Source organism: Vibrio neptunius (assembly GCA_019339365.1).
Classification (GTDB): domain Bacteria; phylum Pseudomonadota; class Gammaproteobacteria; order Enterobacterales; family Vibrionaceae; genus Vibrio; species Vibrio neptunius.
In genome coordinates, this window is record CP079859.1 from 2820292 (window position 1) to 2845474 (window position 25183).

A 25183-nucleotide genomic window follows, 5' to 3' on the forward strand; every position below is an offset into this window, starting at 1 on the left:
TCATGTTGCCATTAATTAGACAAATAAAAGAAGCTAAGATTTCACTTTGGGTCGATGACAATAATCTAGAACTCTGTTATCAGGACGACTCCGCGATGGAGCTCATTCTCAACGTTATCAAGCCAAACAAAGAAAACTTATTGCATTTTCTAAAAGAAAATAACGTCTTTTCCCAAATAGACTTTGATCGCAAAACTATCTTTAAGTGTACTTCAGAGTTTTCGCCTTTGTCTTTCATACAAGAAAGTTTGCTTTTCATTGAGAAAATGGAAAACGGTACCAACGCCTATCATATCCCTCATGTAGTAAAGCTGAGGCACGGTGCAAATCTAGATTTACTTTTAAGCTCAATTAATCTGATTGCAGAACGCCATCAAATCTTAAAATCCGTCTACGAAGAGCATCCCGAGCTCGGAGAAGTTCAACGCTACGTACCTGGCACCATCCCGCTGTATTCAGCGACGATTGACGCATCAGCGGATCTAGACATTATCATTAGGAGTGATATCTCACAGCCCTTCGACCTAACCCAAACGTACCCGTTCCGACTTCACCATTATATCCAAGGTGAGCAGAAGTACTTGCTGTTCCTTTGGCATCATATTGCATTTGATGGATGGTCTACCGAGATTTTCCTCGATGAGCTGTCATGTGCGTACTCTGCACTCAGCAAGCAGCAGCAGCCTCAATGGCCACCACTTTCTATCCAGTACGCAGACTTTGCTCAGTGGCAACGTGACTATCTTACGGGTGATAACATAACCTCACTCAGTAGCTACTGGTCAGATCATTTGAAAGGTTATCAAAATCTGTCACTGCCTACTGACATGCCGCGTCCTACACAGGTCCGCTATGACGGTGACGAATACGCGTTTGTTCTTGGTGCTGCTTTGTCTGACCAGCTCAGAGAGCTCGCGAGATCAGAAGAAACCACCTTATACACCGTTATGCTCAGTGCCTTCTACGTCACTTTAGCGACATTGTCTGGACAGAAAGATATTGTCATTGGCACCCCATCAGATAATCGGCACAACGAGCAAACCCACTCCATCATTGGGTTGTTTGCCAACACGATTGCGATCAGAAATCATGTCACACCGACCTTGACAGTGCAGCGTCTTATACGACAAGTACAACAAACAGTACTTGATGGAAAACAGCATCAAGATATGCCTTTTGACCGCATCGTCAATGAGCTTGCCGTAGAACGAGACTTATCTCGTCACCCTATCTTTCAAGTGATGTTCATGTTACAGAGCTTTGGGAGAGCGTCTCAAGCACTGCCATTTGAGCCGCTCAATGCACAAGGCACTAATGCGTTCTATACCGCAGCGAAATTTGACCTGACCCTAGCCATCGACGACGCGAAAAGCAACTTAAGCGGCGTATTGAACTTTTCAACCCACTTGTTTGAGAAGTCAACCATTGAGCGTTTTGCATCGGTTTATCTGCAGGTTCTTAAGGGGTTTGTCGCCAACCCACAGCAGTCACTTGCCGAGTTACCTTGTATGTCACCGCAAGATGAGCACACCCTTTTGGTTGAGTGGAACCAGACCCAGTGCGAGTTTCCAAAGCACCTCACTTTACACCGATGTTTTGAACAACAAGTCGAGCGAACTCCCGATGCCACCGCACTGATTTTCCAGCATCAAGAGCTCTCCTATCAGGAGCTTAACCATCGTGCTAACCAGCTCGCTTATGCCATCCGGGAAAACTACCAGCATATGCATGGGCGCCCACTAGAGCCCGACACACCAGTGATGCTCTATCTTGAGCGCAGTCTGGAAATGGTGGTGGCTATACTGGCTGTACTTAAGGCGGGAGCGGCCTATGTGCCTGTGGCACCTGAGTTTCCACAGGCACGAACCCTGTTCATGGTTCAAGATACCCAGACGTCAATCGTGCTAACTCAGCAGGCGCTGACACCGAAACTGGAAGAGTGGACGTCAGCGTTAGATACTCCCCCGTCTGTTCTTGCGATCGATGATGCCGCGGCTTTTGCGCAGCATCCAACCAGCAACCTTCCAGAGCACTCGTCACCGAGTGACCTTGCCTACATACTGTACACGTCCGGCACCACTGGGCAACCTAAAGGCGTGATGCTACAGCACGATGGGGTCGTCAACCGCATCCACTGGATGCAGAAGCAATATCCGCTAACCCAAGCCGACCGCGTGCTTCAAAAAACGCCTTACGTCTTCGATGTCTCGGTATGGGAACTGCTCTGGGCCAACTGGGTTGGTGCGGCCATCGTGATGGCTGAGCCAGATAGCCATAAGGACCCACAGCAACTCTGTCAGGCGATAGTTCAACATCAAGTTACAACGCTGCACTTCGTACCTTCGATGCTGCAGGTTTTTGGCCAGTTTTTAGCTGAGCAAGACCGCTCGCTGCCAGCATCAGTCCGCTGGGTTTTTGCCAGTGGCGAGGCGCTCTCTGCTACTCATTGTGACTTATTCAAACAAGTACGCCATCCTCAGGCCCAGCTTCACAACCTATACGGTCCAACAGAAGCGTCCATCGATGTGACTTACTATGACTGTCAGAAGCTGAAAGGCACCAGTGTTCCGATTGGTCAGCCTATTGATAATATTCAGCTCTATGTCTTATCTGAACAAGGCAAACCCGTTCCAGTGGGTGCACCGGGTGAGCTATACCTTGGCGGGGTTGGCGTTGCGAGAGGCTACCTTCATCGTGAGAAGCTAACGCAAGAACGTTTTGTTCCCAACCCTTTTGACACTGATGGGCAAGCCCCGCGTTTATACAAGACTGGTGACCTCGTTCGTTGGCTCCCTGATGGGCACCTAGAGTACTTAGGCCGCAATGATTTCCAAGTGAAAATTCGTGGCTTACGAATTGAGCTTGGGGAAATAGAACAAAGGCTTGCAGGGCTCGAAGATGTCAAACATGCCGTCGTCACTGTTACTGAGGTTCAGGAACAGCCCGCGCTATCTGCTTATATTGTGACTCACAGTAAAAAGGAACTTGATGAGAAAGCCGTGGCTTCAACTTTGTCACAGCATCTTCCGAGCTACATGTTGCCGGTAAGCTACACCTATTTGGATAAGCTTCCCGTCACGATCAATGGCAAGCTTGATCGCAACGCCCTACCAGCCCCTAACATTCACTCGACACGTGAATATGTCGCGCCCTCCTCGCCACTAGAGCGCACTTTATGTGAGATTTGGCAAGAGGTCCTGGGGGTGGATCAAGTCAGTGTCGAAGATAACTTTTTCCGACTTGGAGGTAACTCGATCTCGACAGTTAGAGTTAGTTCGTTACTTCAACAACGCTTGGGGACTGAAGTTCCTCTGTCTTTGATCTTCACTGAGAGCACGATAAAAGCACTCGCTCAGAGCTTGGTCAATCCAAATATAGAGAGCCTCCACATAGCGCCTTCATTGAACGCAAATAACAATCAATGCATCGTCGAGATCTAATCCCATGCAAGAACTCATAAACCGTATTAAACAAAACAATGCTGCCGTTTGGGTCGAAGAAAATGCATTAAAGGCTGCATTTTCATCTGATAGTGCCGATCTTGAGTTAGTCGCCCAGCTCAAGGCGCACAAAGAGTCATTAATTACTTATCTCACCGATTTAGAGATAACGAGCCAAGATGATTTCTCTCAGTTACACCCAGAGTTGAATTGGCCCCTTTCATACGCTCAAAAAGGGTTGCTTTTTATCGAGCGACTTGAGCAAGGGACAAGTGCATATCACCTCCCTTATCTAGTTAGATTGGAAGAGCACGCAGATATAGCGAAAATTGAAGCTGCTATCAATGAGGTCGCGAGCCGACATCTCATACTGAAATCCATCTATAAAACAACAGAGGAGGGGCTTGACTATCAGATCCCAATCGATCAAACGATAATAATTAACTCGATTACATGTAAATCCTCAACAGACTGGTACAACGCCATGCGGTATCGCATTCAGCAACCATTCGACTTAGCTGAAGAAATACCTCTAAAGGTGACACGTTACCTCGTCGGTGGAGAAGCGTATTTATTGTTTGTCTGGCATCACATTGCCACTGATGGTTGGTCTACAAATCTATTTATTAATGAACTATCCACCGTTTATGAATCTAAATTGAATGGCTCAACTCCACAGCTCCCAAAACTGCCTATCCAGTATTCAGATTATGCACGATGGCAGAATGAGACTTTCCATTGTTCGAAAAAAGAGCAGGCCCATTTAGACTACTGGATGCAGAAACTTGCGGAGTTACCTCAACTAGACATGCCTTTAGACTACCAGCGCCCGGAACATTTCGATTATCGCGGAAATGATTTAAAACTAAAACTAAGCCACAACCTTTCCAATGACCTCAGAGAGTTGTCCAGAAACCAAGGAACAACATTATATACTGTCATGTTGAGTGCCTTTTTTGTCACTTTAGGTGCGTTTTGCCACCAAGATGACATAGTCGTTGGGTCTCCTTCAGAAAATAGAGCACTTCCTGAAACACAGTCACTGATTGGTTTTTTTGCAAACTCTATCGTGATGAGAGCAAAACTAGATCATCAGCACACCGTATCGGAATTGATCGGAAAAATACACCAAACGGTGGCTGAGGCTAAAAAGCATCAGAGCTTACCGTTTGATTTGTTGGTTGATTCTCTTGAAATCGCAAGGAATCCAGCGCTCCATCCTATTTTTCAAGTTATGTTTACCTTGCAGCATTTTGGTGAAGACACACAATGCTTACCCTGGGTTCCTGTGCAATTAGATAGTAAGTCAGGTGTCTATTCCCCTGCCAAGTTCGACCTGAGTCTCTATGTAAGCGATAACTCAAATGAGCTGAGTCTAACCTTCAACTATGCTACAAGCCTTTTTGCTTCTCACTGCATAAATCAGATTTCGGAAGTGTATGTGCGGGTATTAAAGCAATTCGTAAAATCACCTAAAAAACGGTTAAAACAGATCGAGTTTCTAGATGCATTAGATAAGAAGCAGCTACTGACTATTATCCCAAGTAATGTTGACCTCCAACGCTCAGAAATGACATTGGCTCAGGCTTTTGAACAGCAAGTATTGCTCTCACCTAACAAAACGGCGGTTGTTTTTCAGCAAGAGTCGCTTACATATAGTGAACTGAATATTCTTTCAAACAAACTCGCTCATGAACTCATTCAAACTTATCAGGGCCGTTATGGCAAACCGATATCAGCGGGGTCGAGAATAGCACTTTACTTAGATCGGGGAAGTGAAATGTTGATCTCAATACTTGCAGTACTGAAAACTAGTGCGGCATACGTTCCCATATCACCCGAACACCCAAGAGATCGAGTAAAATACCTAATTGACGATTCAGGTGCCTCGATGATTGTTACTGACCAAACTCATTGCTCATTCATCGATGCCATCTGTGGAGAGACAAGTCTATGCCCAGAAGTGGTATTATCAGAGCGATGCCGAGAATCTGGTATTGAAGTCAATCCTACTCAACACTGTGCAACCAGTGATTTGGCATACATCATATACACATCTGGCACGACTGGACGCCCTAAGGGGGTTGCCATTAGCCATCATTCCAGTATGTCACGCAACTTGTATATGGCTGAAAAGGGTAAAACTCAGGGTGATACGTACCTATTCAAAACCAATTATATTTTTGATGTCTCGGTATCTGATATTTTTGCTCACCTTCTCGTCGGGGCAACACTAGTCGTTTCCCCGACTGATTTTAATATTTTCGATCTGCCCAACATCATTCAGGCATATGGGATTACTGCTTGTCATCTAGTACCATCACAGTTCTCCGCTCTATATGCGGCAAACATAACGCTAACGGGCCTAAAAAGCTGTACTTTAGTGGGGAGAACTTAAGCAATGAGCACTTATCTAAGCTCGATCTTCAAGCCATTAATACGATTAACTACTATGGACCGACCGAAACTGGTGAAGTAACTCTATACCAACCGCGTAATGGAACTGATGGCAATATAATTGGAAAACCGTTTCCTGATCATATTACTTATGTGGTTGCGAAAAATGGAATGTTGGCGCCGGTCAATTCGGTAGGAGAACTTTGGATCAGTGGCCCTGGTGTTGCATTGGGATACATCAACCTACCTGACTTAACACACGAAAAATTTGCTCCCAATCCATTCCTTTCACTGATCACCAATCCCAATTCACTACACGAGCGTGTATATAAAACTGGGGACCTGGTCAAGCGCCTCTCCAATGGAAATTTAGAGTATGCAGGTAGGGCAGATTCTCAGTTAAAAATCCGAGGACAGAGAGTAGAGCTTTCCGAAATAAAACAAGTCTTACTCGATGTCCCACTTATTCGCGATGCCGTCGTGATTTATCAAAAGAGTGAACCAAAGCACCTGGCAGCTTATATAGTGAGTCAGACTGGTAAAGAAATTGATCTTACTTCGATAAAAACTACATTAGCAGATAGACTACCTGAGTTTATGCACCCAAATAGCTACACTCAGCTAGATACTCTTCCTCTCACCATCAATGGAAAATTGGATGTTTCAGCGCTGCCTAAAGCTGTATTCGAACAACGCTCTACGTATGCTGCACCAAGAAACGAACAAGAGCAATCGATTTGTACTATCTGGCAAGAGGTCTTAAATCAGGGAAATATCGGAATAGATGATGATTTTTTTGCTGTTGGAGGCAACTCATTATTGGTGTTTCAAACCATCAAAACGATACAAAGCAGACTGGGACTTACATACACAGTAAGGGATTTCTATACAAAGAAAACCATACGTGCACTATGTGAAAATGCCTTTAAAACACAAAAACTATCTTGGGAGCAGGAGACGAAGCTTGATCCAAAAGTCGCTCTTTTGCCTAAAGACAAGACTCTCACCTCCCAGAAACATATCCTATTAACTGGTGCTACTGGGTTCGTTGGCAAGTACTTATTAATAGAACTGCTGAAAAATACAGACGCAGACGTTTTCTGTTTACTCCGAGGTAATGATAAAGTAAGTGCACTTAAAAGACTGATTGTTGGGCTTGAGGAGTACAACCTTTGGGACGCAAGCTTCAAGCCTCGGATTCATATTGTTCTTGGTGATTTATCGCAAACACTCCTAGGTATTCCGCCCAAACAGTACAATTCCTTGGCGGCTACAATTGGTTCGGTCTATCATGCGGCCGTATTCATGCACCACCTTGCTACATTTGACACCATGAAAGCAACAAATGTCACTGGTACTGCCGAGATACTCCGCTTTTGCTGTACGAGCAGAAACAAAAAACTGGCGGCTTTTTCTACTGTCGGTATATTTACCCGCACAACACAAAGCGTTGCTAATGAAAACACACCACTAGATATACAGTATCACCAAAATGACGAAGGTTACTGCTCGACAAAATGGATATCAGAGGGATTAATTCTGAAAGCCATCGCTCGAGGCCTAGACTGTAAAATCTTTAGGCTTGGTTTAATTGGTGGTGATCAGAAACATGGAAAAAATGAACCTACACAGTGGTTCTCCCAATTGCTCAGAACATGTCGACTATCGGGGGTGGCCTTCGATGATCAGTACATCGACGTTAGTACTCTGCCTGTTGACTATATAGCAAGGTCTTCCGTGTCATTGATGAAGCAAGGTGATATGGAACAGCGAGTGTTTCACCTAGCAAGTCCATATGAATTGAACTTAAAAGACATTATTTGTAAGTACAACAATCACACAAACAATAGTATTGAGCTGATCAGCTTCCAAGGTTTTATAAAACAGTTAAAAGTACAGCTTGAACAAGGAAAGTCTGTCCCTGTTCCTTATTTCATAAGGCATTACTTTACAATGTCGAATGATGAATTAAATCAAATTACCTTTGAGGGAGGAGCACCAAAAATATGCTCGAAATTAACTCAAGAGAGTCTAGAAAGCATAGGTATACATGTCCCAACTATCGATGACAGATTCCTTAAAAATTATTTTTATTAGGGTTGATAACTAATGAAAACTCATGACAACAATAGAAAACTAAGGCTTAAGCATGCTACAACGGATTAGTAATTTATTTTCCTTATATAAAGGATTACCGAAAGATATCTATTATCTTGCCATTGCTAGATTTATTCTAGGATTAGGCAATTTTATTATACCTTTCATGGTTCTCCTGCTAACTCAAAAACAGGGTTACTCGACCTCGGTAGCTGGTACGTTAGTCATGGTTGTTACTGGTACCTACATGGTTGGTAGCCTCCTTGGTGGCAAACTTTCTGATGCATATGGCCATAAAAATATAATGGTAATTGGTGAGCTGCTTGGGGCTTTAGTCCTTATCGCTTGTGGTTTTTTTGCAGAGCACCATTTGGTTGCACCAGGGTTATTGTTCCTAGGATACTTTTTCATAGGTATCGCAGTACCAGCTAGTAATGCATTAGTTGCCGATCACTCGAATCCTGGAAACCGTGATGCAGTTATGTCGTTAAGCTATCTTGCCTATAATCTCGGTTCAGGGGTTGGTCCGGTGATAGCTGGATATCTTTTCTGGAATCACACAGAGTGGGTTTATTGGGGAAATGGTTTAGCTATTTTCATTGGGATACTGGTTGTGGCTTTCTACGTCAAAGCTAAACCCGTTAATATTGAAGATGAACAAGAGGTATCTGAACTAGAAAAGAATATCGATGGAGGAGTTTGGTCTGTCTTCAAAGAACGCCCTCGCCTTATTGTTTTTGGTGTTTTATGTACCTTGCTTTGGTTTACTCTTAACCAAATGACCTTAACAAGCCCCCTGTATTACAGCCACACCTTTGACAAAGAGGGTGCAATTCTGTTTGGTCAGCTAATGACTTTTGCTAGTATTGCCGTCGTGCTTATTACTCCCATTCTAATGAGGCTTACTTCTAAACACAGCGAACTTAATAGCTTAGCAATGTCAGGAGTTCTCTTTGTAGTCGGGTATGGCTTAGTCGTCTCTTATACAAACATCCCAATGCAGTTTGTTGCGTGGTTTTTTCTTGCCGCCGCCGAGGTTCTGCTCTTAACCAAAGAAGGTATTTACATTGCCAATCAATCACCTGCTAGTCACCGGGGAAGAATCAGCGGTATTTTGCTTACCATAAGAAATATAGGACTTATGCCAACATATATGTTTATGGGTTCATTTATTGACGATTTTGGCTACCAAAGCGCGTGGCTTTTTATTGCTGGAGCCTCAACATTGGCTGCATTATCGTTCTGGTTATTGTATCTGCAGCAAAAACGCGCATCTCATCTCAATAAAATCGAAGCTATCTGATAATAGTTTTTTGGGCTAATTCGCCAAATAACACATTAAGGTCTTTCTTTTTATATCATCTAAAGCAAGACCTTGATTGCTTTACTTACTACGATAAGTATAGCCCGATGGAGCGGTTCTTCAGAAGTCTAAAAACAGAATGGATACCAGTACCGGGTTATCGTAGTTTTAGCGAAGCAAGAGAGCATATAATTCGTTATATCACAGGTTATTACAGCCAACTCTGGCCCCATCAATATAATGGTGGGCTGTCGCCAGTGGATGCCGAAAATCGGCTTAAATCTGTGTCCGGAATTTGTTGACCACTACACATGCGTGTGAATAGATGATATGAAAATTAATTTAAAATAAAGGTATCTTTATTTAAATTAGTCTGTATAGTGGCCCTTGCTCTGACAAAGAGTTGTTTCAAGATAAAATATAAAGAAAGTTTTCCAGCGTCATACCTAGCAAGTTTCTCTCTGTAATCTCCTTAATGCTCTATCCTAAAAATAATACCTATGTTCAGTGCACCTTAACTTTAATTTTATAAGGGGCATAATATGTCTAATCAAGTAATTGGTACAGTAAAGTGGTTTAACGAAACTAAAGGCTTCGGTTTTATTTCTCAAGCAAATGGCGATGATTTATTTGTTCATTTCAGAAGCATTTTAGGTGATGGCTTTAAGAAGCTTGTTGAAGGCGATCAGGTTTCCTTTACTGTAGGTAAAGGTCCTAAAGGCCTTCAAGCAGAAAATGTAACGACTATTTAGTCTTACAATTGAATTTAAACTACCTCGTCATCGTAAGGCGAGGTAGTTGCTCTGACAAAGAGTTGTTTCAAGATAAAATATAAAGATAGTTTTCCAGCGTCATCCCTAGCAAGTTTCTCTCTGTAATCTCCTTATTTCCCTATCCTAAAATAATACTTATGTTCAGTGCACCCTAATTATATTTTTTATAAAGGGGCATAATATGTCTAATCAAATATTTAATAATGAGAATAGAAATAATAAAAACAAATCTATTCAAAATAAAGAAACATCAATAAATAAAAAAACAAAGATGAATAGCCTTCTCCAAAGGATTGCTAATGGTCAGATTGGTGTTGTTTTGGAGGAATTACTTTGAAAAATCAAGGTAGAAAGAAGATCTGGTTTAAGTTAAAAAAGTGCGAATCATACACTAAAAAAACTTTATCATATTGAATGTACAGTTTGTAAAAGATGGTCAGATGATAACCCTTTCTCGTTCTATACTATAGTCAAATTTCTTAATTAGAGATTTGCGTTGTTGTCATCAGAATATGAGTATAGGGGCCATACACCTCAGCCTTTAACACACTTTGGGGCAGAAATGAGTCCATCCTGGGTGATTGACTTGCAAGTAGGAGTGGAGATTTTTAAACCACATATCTTGCCAGCAAACTAAAAAGAAAAACCATCAAGCCTAAACTTGATGGTTTTGATTCTTAACTGCCTATGCGGCAGGGCACTATTAACTCTAGTCCCAGATGTTGGTTACGTGATATGACTTCTTGGTTTGATCAAACCTAGCAACATAAAGTGATTTAGGGACAGGCACCATAAGACTTTGCCCTAAACTTATAATTCATGGATAACTACAGGCATGGCAAATTAAGTTGTGATAGCTAGTGCGATGGATGACATAACACTAGCAACACTGTGGGCTTAGATGCGCACTAAGTGCCGATACAATAAATTGTTACATTCATGCAGTAACATCGAGTTAATAAAGATAAACCGCGCCAGACGTGGAAGCCCCATTGTTTTCTTCATTACCAGAGTTGACCCCTGTTCCATCTGAAGCCTCGTAGGGCGCCCCCACAGCCAGCATATTACCATCTGATGATAAGGCGATTGAATAACCAAAGTAATCAAAATACTCGGAGTTAGAAGCCTTTATGTAGGCCTCTTGAGCCCATGTCGAAGCAATGTAACGGAAGAGATAAACCGCGCCAGACTTGGCAGCATTATTGTTAGCTCCAGCATCAGAATTGACCCCTTTTCCATCTGAAGCCTCATAAATAGCCCCCACAGCCAGTGTATTACCATCTGACGATAAGGCTACTGAATAACCAAACCTATCACCCCTTTCAGTATTAGAAGCCTTTATGTAGGCTTCTTGAGTCCATGTCGAAGCACTGTAACGGAAGAGATAAACCGCTCCAGACTTGGTTGCAGTATTGTTAATTTCAGTACCAGAGTTGACTCCAATTCCATCTGAACTCTCACCATACGCCCCCACTGCTAGCGTATTACCATCTGATGATAAGGCGACTGAGTTACCAAAATTATCATAATGATCGGTATTAGAGGCCTTGATGTAGGCTTCCTGATCCCATTTCGATGCACTGTAGCGGAAGAGATAAACCGCGCCAGAATCAGATGCACTATAATTCGCTTCAGTACCCGAGTTGACTCCTGTTCCATTTGAACCCTCACCAAGCGCCCCCACTGCCAGCGTATTACCATCTGATGATAAGGCGACTGAGTGACCAAATCTATCATTACCATCAGTATTAGAAGCCTTGATGTAGGCTTCCTGAGCCCATTTAGATACACTATAGCGGAAGAGATAAACCGCGCCAGAATTGTAATTATTATAGTCAACTTGAGTACCAGAGTTGACCCCCGTTCCAATTGAGTCCTCACCATAAGCACCCACAGCCAAAGTATTGCCATCAGATGATAAGGCGATTGAATGGCCAAACCTATCTTCATACTCAGCATTAGAGGCCTTGATGTAGGCTTCCTGAGCCCATTTAGATGCACTGTAGCGGAAGAGATAAACCGCGCCAGACTTGGTTGCATTATTGTTATCTCGGTGGCCAGATTTAACTCCGCTTACCTTTGCCATTCCTCCCAAAAACGCACCTACAGCCAGCGTATTGCCATCAGATGATAAGGCGACTGCACTACCAAAGTTATCACCAAGTTCAGGTTTTATGTAAGCTTCCTGAATCCATGTGGATGCACTATACCGAAAGAGGTAAACCGCGCCACCAATCTCAGCATTATTGTCATCTTGGTGACCGGAGTTGACCCCCGTTCCACCAGAAGCTTCATACGGCGCCGCCACAGCTAGCGTGTTGCCATCAGATGATAAGGCGATTGAACTACCAAATGCGTCACCAGAATCAGTGTTGGAGGCCTTTATGTACTGAATGAGGGGCGTTAATTCTTGAGGTGTCAAGGACCTTTTATTTGATACAATTTCACCAGAAGAATTCTTTGCAATAACAAAATATTCAGATGTTAAATTTTTGATGACACCAATATCATTTACGATGACGCTAGTAGTCGTAGATGTTGCGAGTACATCACAAGACTTTGGCATTGATACATCTTTTCTACACAGTAAATATTCATTGGCATTGTCAGAAGCTATCCATGTAAAAGTTGTTGTCTTGTCGTTCATTGATGGTGAGATTGTGATTAGGTCAAATTCTAATGATATTTTATTAGGCGTTGTACTACGAGATAAACAACCAGCCAACATCAACACAACTGACAACGCTATTGTAATTTTTTTATTTGATATGAACATAATACTATTTAGGAATTAATTAATAATTTTAACAAAGAAAATCAGCATCAAAGCTAACAAACCTGGACAAATATATATAGCGCGTTTGGGCGGTTTATTATTGCTTTTGCGTTAAAAGTGTGAATTCGGGTGGCAGATCTCCTATGTTTGGCTGATATTAAGTTACCTCCGAATTCGAACTTGTAAGAATATAATGGGGTCAGGTCTAATAATCGCTTCGAGCCAGCTGTATTTGGACGTTTGTTTAGGGTCGGGCCCATTGAGCAGCGTCGATAAATCACGCATATGGGAGCGAATCGATTCAGGCTCGGTGTGAATACGGTAACAAATAGAATTGAGGACTTTCAGAACATGATCATCTGTGAGCTTTGGCATGGTAACCTCCAACAGGAAAACATTTCCATCACCACACAGAGACCCCATAACAAAGGGTGGTGAACTGAACAAGGTTGAACCTACCGCACACATGGAAACGGCCAGCCGAAGCTGCCTCGCCCAGCCCACCGTAATACCGAATTGAATTGCGCAATAACTAAGCAATTCAGGTTTCGACGGATGCGCCGAGGCCGCACATGATGAAGGCTAAGGTTCAGCCGGCATCAATGCGCCATGTGTAAGTTGCAGGGGTTCAATCCTGGCACTGGATTTTGCCAGTGCTTTTGCAGGATATCGCTGGGGTTCAGAAGAGTCAACGCTTTCAGCGCGTAGGCCGATTAACTGGTCAAAAATCAGTATCTTGTAAAGAGATGTGTTAACAATGTGTCGAGTAAAGAATGAGGTTTAGACAAGGCCGTCACAGAAAACGGCTGCTATTGTTTAAGGCTGAGAAGAGATACCCCACCAAGAAAGTAAAACTTACCAAGATGTGACGAACGATTTAGGGCGTTTTTGGACAAAAATCATTTAGGTTCGATGATCTAAATAGCCCTCTATTCATTACTTAATGTATTCTGACCGAACCAATACCCCCACTAAAGTGGAAGTCAATGATAAATAAATATGCAAAAGGCAAGGTTTTTACCCCTTGCCTCTATTAAAATTATGCTGCATACCATCCATCAGCGAGCACTTCTGCTTGCTCAAGAACAAGCTTAATCGCCTCCTCTGCCGCATCAGGTGGGTACTTCCAGCGACGCAGTAAACGACGTACAAGATTACGCATCCTTGCTCGGACACTCTCACGTTTCTGCCAGTCTACCGTAGCGGATTTACGCAGTTGGTGAGTGAGTTCAATGGCTAGTTGGCGTAGGTTATCGTCACCTAGGGTACGAACAGAAGCTTCGTTGGTAACCAATGCACGGTAAAACGCAATTTCATCAGTGGAAAGCCCCAGCTTTTCCATCATCTCTGCGTCTGCTTGCATCTCTTTAGCCCACTGGATTAGCTCTTCAATCACCTGAGCGGTTTCAATACTGCGGTTATGATACTTACGCAAAGACTCTAAAATTCGGTCGGAGTATTTCTTCTCTTGCACCACATCATTTTTCATACGAGCTTTGATTTCATCACGCAACAGCTTTTCTAATAACTCAACGGCTAAATTCTTCTCTTTCATATTGGCAACATCTTCCAAAAACTCAGGAGAGAGCAAGCCAATATTCGGTTTATCTAAACCAACCGTTTTAAAGATATCATCTACACCATCTGCCACCACTGCATTATTTAAGATCTGGCGTAAAGCAGAATTACGCAATTCATCACTGCGCTTTTTATCAACTGTTGAGTGTTTTAAGAATGCGGTCTTGATCGCTCCGTAAAAGGCGATTTCACTCTTATAACCATCAACCTCATCCAAGGTATTACACAATGAGAAGGCTTTCATCAACGCAGCCATGACATCAAGGAAACGGCGTTTGCCATCACGAACTTCTTCGCCTTTGCTGTTGCGGTGTGAGAGACCTGAGATATGGTTCACGGCTCCCGGAAGCAGTTGCAGAGGTTTGGTTTCAAAATCCGGACGATAGTTGAGTACGTCACCATCGACGGGCGTGGCAAACATTCCGCGAATCACGTCTATTTTTTCCATGAAGACAGCGAAAGCTTCGGCGGTGTCGACGGTAGGCTGACCTTTCCCTTGACTGTTGGTATAGGTCTTCAGTGCGTTTTTGAGCTCATTGGCAATACCAATATAGTCAACAACCAAACCTCCGGGCTTATCCTTAAACACACGATTCACACGCGCTATCGCTTGCATAAGGTTATGGCCTTTCATTGGCTTGTCGATATACATGGTATGACAGCAAGGCGCATCAAAACCTGTCAACCACATATCACGCACAATGACCAGTTGAAGTTCGTCTTCGGTATCTTTGTAGCGCTTTTCAAACAGCTTCTTCGTCTTCTTATCATGAATATGAGGCTGCATTTTGGCTTTATCAGCGGCGCTGCCTGTCATAACAATTTTGATCGCGCCTTTATTTGGATCTTCGTTATGCCATTCGGGTTTGATAGCCACGATGGCATCGTATAAATCCACACAAATCTCGCGACTCATGGCAACAATAATCGCCTTGCCCGGAAAAGTTTCACAGCGAATGGTAAAGTGCTCAACCAGATCTTGGGCAACCTGCTGGATTCTTGGCTCCGCACCAACGAGTTTCTCAAGTGCTGACCACTGTGATTTTATTTTCTCCCGACTTTCCGTTTCTTCGTCTTCGCCAATTTCCTCTTCTACCTGATCGTTGAGCGCTTCGATTTCATCTTGATTAATATCGAGCTTGGCTAAGCGGGATTCGTAGTAAATCGGCACTGTCGCGCCGTCATCGACCGCGTCTTGAATATCGTAGATAGAAACATAATCACCAAAGACACCGCGAGTGTCTTTATCATCCATTGATATCGGTGTACCTGTAAAACCAATAAAAGCGGCATTTGGCAGCGCGTCACGCATGTATTTGGAGTAACCATAAACATAACGCTGATCAACCACATTGCCATCTTCGTCTTTAACATCTACAAGGCGAGCTTTGTTGCCATACTGACTGCGGTGCGCCTCATCGGAAACAACTACGATATTCGAGCGCTCAGAAAGGATCGGATGTGCCATTTCTTCATCGAGCAACGCAAACTTTTGTACGGTTGTGAAGATAATGCCACCGGACTGACGGTTAAAAAGTAAATCGCGTAATGAATCACGATCATCGGCTTGCTGTGGGATCTGTTTGAGCGTCTCTTGCGCCATGCCGAACGTGTTATAGAGCTGACCGTCCAAATCATTTCGGTCTGTGACGACAACAATCGTTGGGTTGTTCATAGTTGGCTGCTGAAGCAATTTACTTGCGTAGCACACCATTGAAATACTCTTGCCGCTTCCTTGAGTATGCCAAACGACGCCCGCTTTGCCACTTCCGGGTTTAATTTTATCTAAGCCTTTTGTCGCCTGAACCTGATATTTTGCAATGTTGTCAGCCACCAAAGGCAAGTTAGCATCGGCTTGCTTCGCTTTTACTGTCGCTTCTACTGCTGCCCGAACGGCGTGAAATTGATGGTAGCCAGCGATTTTCTTGATGATTTTGTCGTTGTCAGTTTCGAATAAGACAAAATAGCGAATGTAATCCAACAAAAGATCGGGGTTGAAGAAGCCGCGTACCATTGTCTCCAACTGGAACTCAAGCAATGGCTTATCATCTTCACCAGAGACAGTCTTCCAAGGCAAGAAGCGTTCTTTATTTGCTGTTAGTGAACCAACACGAGCCGTCCAACCATCACTAATGACTAAGGCTTCGTTGAACGCAAACAACTCACCAATTTCATCTTTGTAGGTCTGTAACTGGTTGTAGGCATTCCAAATGTCAGCATGTTCATCCGCTGGGTTCTTTAGCTCTACAACTGAGATAGGAAGACCGTTAATAAACACGACGACATCTGGGCGACGATTGCCTTTAGTACCTGTGATGGTGAACTGATTAACCACCAAAAACTCATTGTTATCTGAATTAGTGAAATCCATCAAACGGGCATGGGTGTGCTTTGGGGTTGGCTGACCATCTTCAATGACGGTGTATTCAACGGGCACCCCCTCAATCAATAGCTTATGGAATGCTCGGTTGTTTTTTATTAATACCGGAGTTTCAGGGGTGCTTACCGTGTTCACGACCTGATTGAGAGTCTCTTCCGGCAGTTCAGGGTTTAGGATCTCTAACTGATTAAGCAAACGTTTTTTGAGCACCACTTGATGATAGTCATCACGCTCTGGAGTGTCGCCATCTGGTGCGATGTCGTAGCCATTTTTATAGAGGTAGCCTTCACCGATGAACCAATCAAGGCAGAGTTGTTCCAATTGGTCTTCCGTTATTTTCATATAGCGTCTTGCTCCTCAAAGCTGGTGCTTTTCAACTGACGATTGACTTCAAGCAACGCTGACTTAAAAGCTAATTCAAACTTTGTCATGTTTTGTATTAGCCATTCGATGATCTCAGGCCAAAATTCGCGGTTGTAGCCGTCAAATTCCTTGCTCACTTTTATTCGACACGCCTTTTTGCCATCAAGCCTTTGCCAATCAATCGGAGAGCCGAACTTCGTCTCTATATCAGATCGTTGCTTAAATAACGCATCAAAGACAAAATTGTTTTCCTCTGGGGCCTGTCGACTGAGGTACAGCTCAACACGAGCTTCTTTAGTACCAAATATTAAATTGAACCGACAATTTCTCACACCAGAACCAGCACCTAACCACTGGTCTTTACTCGGGCTAATATTATCGAACATGCGACACGAACTATCGGTCATACTTTCGAGTAGCCGCTCCCAAAACTCGTGACGAATTTTATGGCGGTGCTTAATCTCGATAGATGTGCTTTTTCTTCTGCTTCTTTGGCATTCATACCAATCATCAGTTCTTTAGCCTCTGGGGTCGGTATAATTTGCTCGACATTGAGAAACAGCTCCTGAGCCATCGCATACGGCGTAACTTTAAAGCACTGAACTTGGATATCATGATTAAGTAACCACAGTGCTGTACTCGTCACCTCTTTGCGGAAGTTTGCAGCCACAAGCATTAAACGTTGGTTGATACCTGAATTTAAAACGACTTCACTTAGATCGGGGGCATCTAAGAACTCACAAAGCAGAGCTCGTGCGTCACCACCACCGCAGAAGCGCTCCAAATAGCTTTGGAAAATTTCCACGATTTGTGACTTCGTTAAGTTAGAACAATAAGACGCGTATTTGAGTGCTTGCCACATGACATCTCGTCCTGTGTCGTCGAGCTTATTTTCGATGATGACAAGATTTCCGTCTTTGTCTAAAGCCAACAAATCGAGGCGCTCTCTCGTATCGTCAAAGCCATCAAACTCCTTCTGGATGATAAGCAACTCTTCACCAAGTGCGTCGGGTTGATTAGCTAACCACTCCTGCAAATGGTCACGCTCTCTGAACCCCAAGTCACTAAAACGTTTAGTTTCGATCCTAGAAATTCGATTAGATTCGGTATCAATCTTAAACACGTCTTATTGTCCTTATTTTAGTTCTCGGTTGCCGTTTCTAACTCGATTTCGCCGGAAAGCAATTTAGGAAGTAGAGTGTCTCGCAGCTTAGCCAGCTCAATATTCTGTCGAATATTTTGCTGTGTCATCGAAAACATCGCGCCTACTTTTTCTGAGTACAATTCCATTAACTGACTTGGCGGAACAACTACCTGAGCCTTAGCTACTTGCTTCGGCTGCGCCCTTTGTCTTGATCCAGTAGTACCAGTAACTGTGTTCATCAACTCATTTTGAAATGGCGTTGATTTAACTAGGCTGTACAAATAAGGTTTCAAGGCCGGAGCGTTAGGTACAAACTGCATAAACTCTGTTGAACAGATAGCTTGTTCAGCATCTATAGGTAAAGGAAGCCAAATTCTTTGAAAGCGAGGGTTCAATTTCGAAACAAGCACGGCATTTGCTTTAACTTTATATTTATTGCTTTTGATAGACTCCCCTGTATCAAAACTAGGGTAATAACCATCATCGAAAGCAGGGATACTATAGTGCTCCCAGATTGTCTCCGGCTCTTTGTTTGGCTTAACTGAGGTTGTATCCAGCTTTGCTAGCTCAGTTAGCTCGCCAACTTCCCATCCCTCAGGAATCAAACCCAACTCAGACTCAACTAGCTTTTCTGGGAATAGCGAGGCAGTCGCCGCATCCATTCCTTCTGGTTGCTCTCCATTCATCTTGGCTTTGACAGGTTCAAAATCGACAAACCATGACTTGAAGGTAGCTTGCGCAATTTCTTCTAGGGTTTGGTTTATCTCATAGTTGAGGTGAATCTTATCATCCAGCTCGCCTAAAACCGCAGCAATACGATTCTGCTCTTCTAAGGCAGGAATCGGAAACAACAGACGTTCAAGAGTTTGCAGGTTAATGTTGTCTTGTACACTACCAGTAGCTTGTGCCTGAATGCGCTTCCTTAACAGTCGAAATACGTACTCTATGAAGTAAACATTACACTTCGATTCATCAGCTATAAATCCAATTACGCTATCTGGAAAGCAAGCTGGATAAGTAAGTATCCCTGTTTCGGCTATGTTTGCGGCTATGGTGATACACATAGTACCTTTCGGCCATAACCGACTCTGAGCTAAACCATCTTCGCTATATGTCTGAGAGTGTTGAGTAATTCGACCTTTAGAAGCCTTTACATCACCAGTTTGAACAAATGGGTAAGGCCCACCGTACAAATGAGCTGCATCTCGTGGACGATGACGTGAACGCCCTCGATTTACTTCACCTAAGTCGCTGAGTTTTACCTGAGACCACCCTTCAGGAACGTGAAGTTCAAAGCTCATAACCTAACCCCGCTAGGTTCTTTTTGATTTCGGCTTCTAGTGTTGCTGATTCTGCAAACTGCTCACCCAACTTCGCAGTCAATGTCGCCATCTTCTCAGCAAATGGAATACCGTCATCCTCTTCCTCGGCTGCTCCTACATAACGCCCCGGAGTAAGCACAAACTCATGCTTAGTGATCTCTTCAAGCGTTGCGGATTTACAGAAACCTGCTTGGTCTTCATAACCAACGCCATTAACTTCTTCTCCCGTTTTCCATGCGTGATAGATGTCGGCGACTTTCTGAATATCATCAAAGCTAAAATCACGTAGAACACGGTCTTTCATATAACCAAGATTACGAGCATCAATAAACAGCACTTCACCCTTACGATCACGCAGCTTACGACCTGCTTTGTCTGTACGAGCGGTTTTGTTCTTAGTTAAGAACCAGATACATGCAGGAATCTGAGTGTTAGTAAACAGTTGACCGGGTAGCGCTACCATACATTCAACAAGATCGTTTTCGATTAGCGCTTTGCGGATCTCACCTTCATTGTTGGTTGTCGAACTCATCGAGCCGTTTGCCAATAGAAGCGCCTGAGAGCCATCAGGAGCAAGATGATGAAGCATGTGCTGCATCCATGCGAAGTTCGCATTACCTGACGGTGGTTGGCCATATTTGAAGCGCGGATCATTATCATCAAGACCCGTATTCCACTCTTTCATGTTAAATGGAGGGTTAGCCATGATGAAATCAGCACGAAGATCAGGGTGCTGAACATTGGTATAGGTACTTGCTGGCTCTTTACCAAAATCGTAATCAAGACCACGGATCGCCATGTTCATCGCAGCTAGCTGCCACGTTGTATGGTTATATTCTTGACCGTAGATAGAGATCTTCTGCTTCTGAGTAAGGGCATCAACCTTCTTCTCATTTGCATGACGCTCAATGAACTTCTCTGACTGCACAAAGAAACCACCAGAACCCATGGCAGGGTCGTACACTCGACCTTCAAAGGGTTCAATCATTTCAACGATCAACGTTACGATTGATGCTGGCGTGTAGAACTGACCACCTTTTTTACCCTCAGCAAGCGCAAACTGACCAAGCATGTATTCGTACACGTGACCAAGAATATCTTTACTGTTTAGGTCTGCATGAACAAACGGGATCGTCGCTATCAGGTTGATTAGCTCATTCAACTTAGCCTGATCGATCTTCAAACCTGAGTAAGATTTGTTTAGTACACCTTTTAGTTTCGGGTTATCACGCTCGATGCCCTCAAGTGCGTTATCAATCAGGTGACCAACCGAGGTGATCTTCTTAGCTTTACCATCAATCTCAAGATCGGCACCACCAATCACGCGAGGGCCGTTATCTTGAAGGAACTGCCAACGAGATTCGGTTGGTAGCCAGAATACATTCTTCTCGGTGTAGAAGTCGCGTTGCTCAAGTTCAATAGCGATCTCGGCTACCAATTCTTCTTCAGAGAAGTCAGCAGGATCTAGGTAGTATTCGTGATCTGGGTTAGCAAGGTCTGCTTTGATTTCTTCCTGACGCAGCTTAAACGCATCAGATACGTATTTAACGAAGATTAAGCCAAGCACAGCGTGTTTGTATTGTGCCGCATCTAACGTTGAGCGTAGCTTGTCTGCCGCTGTCCAGAGCTTACTTTCAAGCTCTTTAAGGAATTGTTGTTCTTGTTGGTTCATTTCGGTGTTCTTTAAAACGAAAAATTCTTGCCATGATACCACCCAAGCCTAAAAAGTCCTTGATTTATGCCTTACTTAGAAGTGGATTTTATGAAGTAAGGAGCACATCATGGTTGCTTGGAACAAAGGTAAACGAGTTGGTCAGAAGAAAGCGTTCAAATTAGAGGACATTTGGCGGATTCGAATCCGCTTAGAGCTTGAAGAACGCTTGTTCGAGTTAGCACTGTTTAATCTTGCCATTGATAGCAAACTGAGGTCTTGTGATCTGCGGAATCTCAAGGTACAAGATGTCAGCCGCAGTGGGTGTGTGATGTCGAGAGCCATCGTTAAACAACAGAAAACCCAGCAAGAGGTACACTTCGAAATCACTCCCAAGACGCAGCAGACGTTGTCACAATGGATCATAAAAAATGCATTGTCACCTACCGACTTCTTGTTTCCTAGCCCACGCAGAGAGGGGCAGCCCATCTCGTATCACTACTACACGACTTTAGTAAACAAGTGGGTGACCGATATCGGCTTAGACAAAACACAATACGGGACGCACTCATTACGACGCACCAAAGCTTCTTTGATCTACGCTAAGACCAAGAATCTTAGGGCTATTCAGTTACTTCTGGGTCATGCTAAGCTCGAAAACACGATTGAATACCTTGGCGTCGAGATTGAAGATACACTAAGGATTTCAGAGAGTTGTGAGACGTGAGGAACCATCATGCAGTGCCCTGAATGTGAAAACCACTTTGGTTGGGATTGGATTGAAGACGAGTGCATTGAGCCAAACGAAGAGTTTGATTGCCCAAGTTGTGGTGTGACGCTGCGTTACATCATAGATGAGGGTACTTACTATGGTGCTCAGCATAAGACTGTTGAGGTAGTTGATGAGTAATTCACTACCTGATAAAGAGCTATTCGTTGAGTGCCCTCAATGTAAAAAGGATATCAAACAGAAAAACCTTAAACGCCACCTTAGAAAAATACATGGCGAAAAAATAGCGCCTATTCAACCAACATCTTTTCCAGAAACGCCAAGTACCAGCAGAACAACATCTAGAACAGAGCGTATAAACGCTCTGTTTTCAAAGATAAATCAAGGGCAATACGATAACCAAGATAGTCTAGTTAGGCTTATGAAAAATGCTGAAGCTAAAGGCGAACAAACAATACTGAAAGCAGTACAACAACGTTTACGAAAAGTATTTCCCAAGCTTTACCGTCGATATGTAGGCCCAATAACACTGCGAGACCCATTAGGTAGTAAAAATTGTTACTGCGCCAAACCTACATCACTCCACAATATAGCACACGACATTTTAAACATGACCATCCCTACAGAAGCATTACAGTGCGACCTTTGCTGGGACGAAGACATTACAGTCGCGTGGGGTGTATATGGGCCTTTTGGAGCAAAAGTGATTGATAAACACACATGGACGACTACTTGCCACGAGCGTGGCGATGTCAAGTACGCTACTCACTAAGAATATAATTTATAAGGCTTAATTAAAAAAATGAACAATGTAACCTTTGCTTGTCGTGACGAGTTCAAACGAGAAACCGTAGCAGAAAAAGTAGCTCTATTACTTGAGTCGTCAATAGATATCTCCCCAATGGTCGTTGACGGTGGGTGGGGAACCGGAAAAACGGAGTTCTGCCATAAACTAATCAACTTAATGAAAGGCAGAGATTCGCATCATCTGATTTACGTTGATGCATTTCAGGCTGATCATGCCGATGAACCTTTGCTAACAATACTAGCTGAAATTTTGAAAGTTCTACCTGAAGGTGAGCAGCGAGAAAGCTTCGTTCAAAAAGTCTTACCAACCGTTAGGTATGGTCTAAAAACTTTAGCAAAAGCAGGTGTTGCCCATGTATTAAAACAAGATACAGAAACTGTCCTTGATGGATTTGACAAAGAGATCCAGAAAGTAGCAGATAAAGCGATAGATTCATCAGTAGAGTCGCTGTTAAAAGATCATATAAAGGCTAATGAAAGCCTAGAAGCTCTACAAAAAATGATGGCTGATATTACGGAAGAAAAGCCTATTGTAGTATTCATCGATGAACTAGATCGGTGTCGACCTGACTTTGCGGTGAATATACTCGAAGTAATTAAGCACACATTCCCTGTTTCTGGTGTTCAGTTTGTCCTAGTGACCAACACAAACCAACTAAAAGCCTCTATTAATCATCGATATGGTGACAGTGTTAACGCTCAACAATATCTTGATAAATTCCTCAAGTTTACTTTCGTATTACCTAACTCCTTTTCAAATCATAGTGGTCTAGAAAAGTCTCTGGCTTCTGTTTGCCACTATCAAAACCTTGTTAACCAAAGCCCCCTTTTGGAACCCCTTAACTTAGCAGAAAATGCCGAGTTTGCTTTCGTAAAGCATGTAATACGTGAGCATCAACTTTCATTACGTGAAGTGGAAACACTAGTCAGGTACATAGAGGTATATCAACAACTCTCAAATGGGCAAGCTCTAGCTGATGACATTGTATTCGGATACCGACTACTTCGACTTTTTGGAGTTATGCTCTTTTGCTTTAACAAACAGATAGCTAGCTCGCTTACTCGTTCAAGAGCTGATGCAAAACAGCTTGCTGAGTTCTTTGGTGAGCATCAAATAGTTCCCATCCGAGAAGGGTCACTTGATGCAGAACACCATCAAGTCGTCCTTACAATGATCGCGCAAGAATGCTTGTACAACTCAGACCTGTTTGAGCCTAGTGATGATCACCATGACTCAGAATGGCGACACTTAATCGAAGCCTACTTCCGTCGAGGAGGCTTTCCTCCTAGAAAAGGGGCACGTACAAAAATCGTAGCGGAAGCAATTCAAACCCTTAATCTAATGTAAATCATATAAAGCTTGGCGATTTAGGCTAACTCCTAAGTCGCTTATGTCCCGAAGTGACTCAAAATCATTTTCAGCATACCTCCAGGCACCGATTCCCAATTACTCACCTTTAACGAATAATTACGCAACCACATGTATTTTTTTCACATGAATTTTATTAGGGAAAATTTGGAGCCAGAACGACAAGTAATTTAATGAGCGAAAATCACAATGGGGGCAGATTTGAGCTAGCTACAGAGGCTAGCCTGCTTGGGAGGCTTCATATCTAAGATGTACTGACGAGTAAATGGAGTGATTATGCTCTTTTAGCTGCATCCAGCTCATTTTCTGCCTGTCGCATATCGTCTATCGCCTCTTTTAAATCTTCAGAACTTACCGCACCAGCTCGATGAAGCCTTGCCATTTCCTTGTGATGCTGACAAGCGCGATCATACTTTTCTCTTGCTTCCTTTATTTCAGGACTTCTGTTTATGTTGAACATAGACAACTACCTCATGTGATTGAATGATCATGTTAAACACTACAGTACAAAGATGAGTAAAAGTAGGTCAAATGGCCTCACTGTGATTTGTGAAATTGAGCGTCACCAACACGAAATGGGGCAGAAATGAGTTCATCCTGCGTGATTAACTTGCAAGTAGGAGTGGAGATTTTTAAACCATATATCTCGCCAGCAAACTAAAAAGAAAAACCGTCAAGCCTAAACTTGATGGTTTTGATTCTTAACTGCCTATGCGGCAGGGCACTATTAACTATAGTCCCAGATGTTGTTTACGTGATATGACTTCTTAGTTTGGTCAAACCTAGCAAAATCACTTTTGTTGTAAACCTACAGCAAAAAAACAGACGATGAAGACTTATGGTGAAAATATGAAAAAAGCCCGCAAATTACTTTGCGGGCTTTTAAATGGGTGGAAGCCCCAGCCACATCCCGGCACACAAGTCACTCGCTGCGGCTGCTTCCTTCCGGACCTGACCGAGTTCACGAGCTATTGTTGCGGGAGGACCAGGGCCTCCATAGATTCTGTTTCCTTAGCATGGCTAAGGAGTGAGGGGATTATCAGCCATCACCGC

At 43.3% G+C, this 25183-nt stretch carries 16 protein-coding genes, 1 other RNA gene and 2 pseudogenes; 11 read left to right on the top strand and 8 right to left on the bottom strand.

Annotated elements, in window-relative coordinates; translation table 11 throughout:
- The first annotated feature begins 2 nt into the window (after positions 1-2).
- The 7 genes and pseudogenes from KW548_13220 (at position 3) to KW548_13250 (ending at position 10347) form a co-directional block, all read left to right on the top strand.
- Positions 3-3440 (top strand): amino acid adenylation domain-containing protein, encoded by a 3438-nt coding sequence (locus tag KW548_13220; protein ID QXX06075.1) that lies wholly within the window; start codon positions 3-5, stop codon positions 3438-3440.
- Positions 3441-3444: 4 nt separating this feature from the next.
- Positions 3445-5838 (top strand): AMP-binding protein, encoded by a 2394-nt coding sequence (locus tag KW548_13225; protein QXX06076.1) that lies wholly within the window; start codon positions 3445-3447, stop codon positions 5836-5838.
- The gene (locus KW548_13230; GenBank protein ID QXX06077.1) at positions 5745-7934 is read left to right on the top strand and encodes a thioester reductase domain-containing protein; all 2190 of its coding nucleotides are present in this window, start codon (positions 5745-5747) and stop codon (positions 7932-7934) included. Before KW548_13225 ends, KW548_13230 begins: the two co-directional genes overlap by 94 nt.
- Before the next feature lie 52 nt (positions 7935-7986).
- Positions 7987-9237 carry an MFS transporter gene (locus KW548_13235; GenBank protein ID QXX06078.1) on the top strand — a complete coding sequence of 417 codons (1251 nt, stop codon included), beginning with the start codon at positions 7987-7989 and terminating at the stop codon, positions 9235-9237.
- Positions 9238-9338: 101 nt separating this feature from the next.
- Positions 9339-9539 (top strand): annotated as a pseudogene (locus KW548_13240) (IS3 family transposase).
- Between the two features lie 240 nt (positions 9540-9779).
- Positions 9780-9989, top strand: coding sequence for a cold-shock protein (locus tag KW548_13245; GenBank protein ID QXX06079.1), 210 nt, complete (start codon positions 9780-9782; stop codon positions 9987-9989).
- A gap of 202 nt (positions 9990-10191) precedes the next feature.
- On the top strand, positions 10192-10347 hold the full coding sequence (locus KW548_13250) for a hypothetical protein (GenBank protein QXX06080.1): 156 nt from the start codon (positions 10192-10194) through the stop codon (positions 10345-10347).
- Positions 10348-10965: 618 nt separating this feature from the next.
- On the opposite strand, the gene KW548_13255 is transcribed toward KW548_13250, so the two are convergent.
- From KW548_13255 to KW548_13280, 6 genes and pseudogenes are all read right to left on the bottom strand, one after another.
- Positions 10966-12786 carry an FG-GAP repeat protein gene (locus tag KW548_13255; protein QXX06081.1) on the bottom strand — a complete coding sequence of 607 codons (1821 nt, stop codon included), beginning with the start codon at positions 12784-12786 and terminating at the stop codon, positions 10966-10968.
- Between the two features lie 162 nt (positions 12787-12948).
- Positions 12949-13161 (bottom strand): cytochrome P450, encoded by a 213-nt coding sequence (locus KW548_13260; protein QXX06082.1) that lies wholly within the window; start codon positions 13159-13161, stop codon positions 12949-12951.
- A gap of 664 nt (positions 13162-13825) precedes the next feature.
- Positions 13826-17086, bottom strand: coding sequence for a type I restriction endonuclease subunit R (locus KW548_13265; GenBank protein ID QXX06083.1), 3261 nt, complete (start codon positions 17084-17086; stop codon positions 13826-13828).
- Positions 17083-18230, bottom strand: a pseudogene (locus KW548_13270) (DUF4268 domain-containing protein). Before KW548_13270 ends, KW548_13265 begins: the two are co-directional and overlap by 4 nt.
- Positions 18231-18247: 17 nt before the next feature.
- On the bottom strand, positions 18248-19552 hold the full coding sequence (locus tag KW548_13275) for a restriction endonuclease subunit S (GenBank protein ID QXX06084.1): 1305 nt from the start codon (positions 19550-19552) through the stop codon (positions 18248-18250).
- A complete protein-coding gene (locus KW548_13280) occupies positions 19542-21245 on the bottom strand; it encodes a type I restriction-modification system subunit M (protein ID QXX06085.1) in 1704 nt (567 codons plus the stop codon). Before KW548_13280 ends, KW548_13275 begins: the two co-directional genes overlap by 11 nt.
- Positions 21246-21354: 109 nt before the next feature.
- Between KW548_13280 and KW548_13285 the strand changes: the two genes are divergently transcribed.
- Genes KW548_13285 through KW548_13300 form a run of 4 tightly spaced genes read left to right on the top strand, consistent with a single transcriptional unit; the run spans position 21355 to position 24109 of the window.
- Positions 21355-21951, top strand: a complete 597-nt coding sequence (locus KW548_13285; protein QXX06086.1) for a tyrosine-type recombinase/integrase — start codon at positions 21355-21357, stop codon at positions 21949-21951.
- A gap of 9 nt (positions 21952-21960) precedes the next feature.
- The gene (locus tag KW548_13290) at positions 21961-22134 is read left to right on the top strand and encodes a hypothetical protein (protein ID QXX06087.1); all 174 of its coding nucleotides are present in this window, start codon (positions 21961-21963) and stop codon (positions 22132-22134) included.
- Positions 22127-22726: a hypothetical protein gene (locus tag KW548_13295; protein QXX06088.1), complete on the top strand. Its 600-nt coding sequence runs from the start codon at positions 22127-22129 to the stop codon at positions 22724-22726. Before KW548_13290 ends, KW548_13295 begins: the two co-directional genes overlap by 8 nt.
- Positions 22727-22756: 30 nt before the next feature.
- Positions 22757-24109, top strand: a complete 1353-nt coding sequence (locus KW548_13300) for a KAP family NTPase (protein QXX06089.1) — start codon at positions 22757-22759, stop codon at positions 24107-24109.
- 295 nt (positions 24110-24404) lie between these two features.
- Here KW548_13300 and KW548_13305 read toward each other — a convergent pair whose 3' ends face one another.
- Complete coding sequence (locus KW548_13305) at positions 24405-24590, bottom strand: hypothetical protein (protein QXX06090.1); 186 nt, start codon at positions 24588-24590, stop codon at positions 24405-24407.
- A gap of 434 nt (positions 24591-25024) precedes the next feature.
- An RNA gene (gene ffs, locus KW548_13310) (signal recognition particle sRNA small type) lies at positions 25025-25121 on the bottom strand.
- Positions 25122-25183: the final 62 nt, after the last annotated feature.

Bases quoted from the DNA above. Each gene is read 5' to 3' on its own strand.
- KW548_13275 (QXX06084.1), bottom strand. From the start codon at position 19,552: ATGAGCTTTGAACTTCACGTTCCTGAAGGGTGGTCTCAGGTAAAACTC.
- KW548_13280 (QXX06085.1), bottom strand. From the start codon at position 21,245: ATGAACCAACAAGAACAACAATTCCTTAAAGAGCTTGAAAGTAAGCTC.
- KW548_13300 (QXX06089.1), top strand. From the start codon at position 22,757: ATGAACAATGTAACCTTTGCTTGTCGTGACGAGTTCAAACGAGAAACC.
- KW548_13305 (QXX06090.1), bottom strand. From the start codon at position 24,590: ATGTTCAACATAAACAGAAGTCCTGAAATAAAGGAAGCAAGAGAAAAG.
- KW548_13235 (QXX06078.1), top strand. From the start codon at position 7,987: ATGCTACAACGGATTAGTAATTTATTTTCCTTATATAAAGGATTACCG.
- KW548_13290 (QXX06087.1), top strand. From the start codon at position 21,961: ATGCAGTGCCCTGAATGTGAAAACCACTTTGGTTGGGATTGGATTGAA.
- KW548_13255 (QXX06081.1), bottom strand. From the start codon at position 12,786: ATGTTCATATCAAATAAAAAAATTACAATAGCGTTGTCAGTTGTGTTG.
- KW548_13220 (QXX06075.1), top strand. From the start codon at position 3: ATGTTGCCATTAATTAGACAAATAAAAGAAGCTAAGATTTCACTTTGG.
- KW548_13265 (QXX06083.1), bottom strand. From the start codon at position 17,086: ATGAAAATAACGGAAGACCAATTGGAACAACTCTGCCTTGATTGGTTC.
- KW548_13260 (QXX06082.1), bottom strand. From the start codon at position 13,161: ATGCCAAAGCTCACAGATGATCATGTTCTGAAAGTCCTCAATTCTATT.
- KW548_13295 (QXX06088.1), top strand. From the start codon at position 22,127: ATGAGTAATTCACTACCTGATAAAGAGCTATTCGTTGAGTGCCCTCAA.
- KW548_13245 (QXX06079.1), top strand. From the start codon at position 9,780: ATGTCTAATCAAGTAATTGGTACAGTAAAGTGGTTTAACGAAACTAAA.
- KW548_13250 (QXX06080.1), top strand. From the start codon at position 10,192: ATGTCTAATCAAATATTTAATAATGAGAATAGAAATAATAAAAACAAA.
- KW548_13285 (QXX06086.1), top strand. From the start codon at position 21,355: ATGGTTGCTTGGAACAAAGGTAAACGAGTTGGTCAGAAGAAAGCGTTC.
- KW548_13225 (QXX06076.1), top strand. From the start codon at position 3,445: ATGCAAGAACTCATAAACCGTATTAAACAAAACAATGCTGCCGTTTGG.